At 46.3% G+C, this 203-nt stretch carries 2 tRNA genes; both read right to left on the reverse strand.

The window, feature by feature from the left end:
* Window positions 1-20: 20 nt before the first annotated feature.
* Window positions 21-101: transfer RNA gene (locus Q9B79_RS26915), tRNA-Leu, on the reverse strand.
* A 14-nt stretch (window positions 102-115) separates the two neighbouring features.
* Window positions 116-191, reverse strand: a tRNA-Lys gene (locus tag Q9B79_RS26920).
* Window positions 192-203 lie beyond the last annotated feature (12 nt).

Below are 203 nucleotides of genomic sequence, written 5' to 3' on the forward strand. Positions count from 1 at the left end.
TTGAGTTATTTTGTTAAAAGTGCGGGTGAAGGGAGTCGAACCCCCACGCCAAAGGCGCTAGATCCTAAGTCTAGTGCGTCTGCCAATTCCGCCACACCCGCATATTTCATTAAAATGGTGAGCCATGAAGGACTCGAACCTTCGACCCTCTGATTAAAAGTCAGATGCTCTACCAACTGAGCTAATGGCTCTTGCAATAAAAA

Source organism: Bacillus sp. MHSD_36 (genome assembly GCF_030757775.1).
Lineage (GTDB): Bacteria > Bacillota > Bacilli > Bacillales > Bacillaceae_G > Bacillus_A.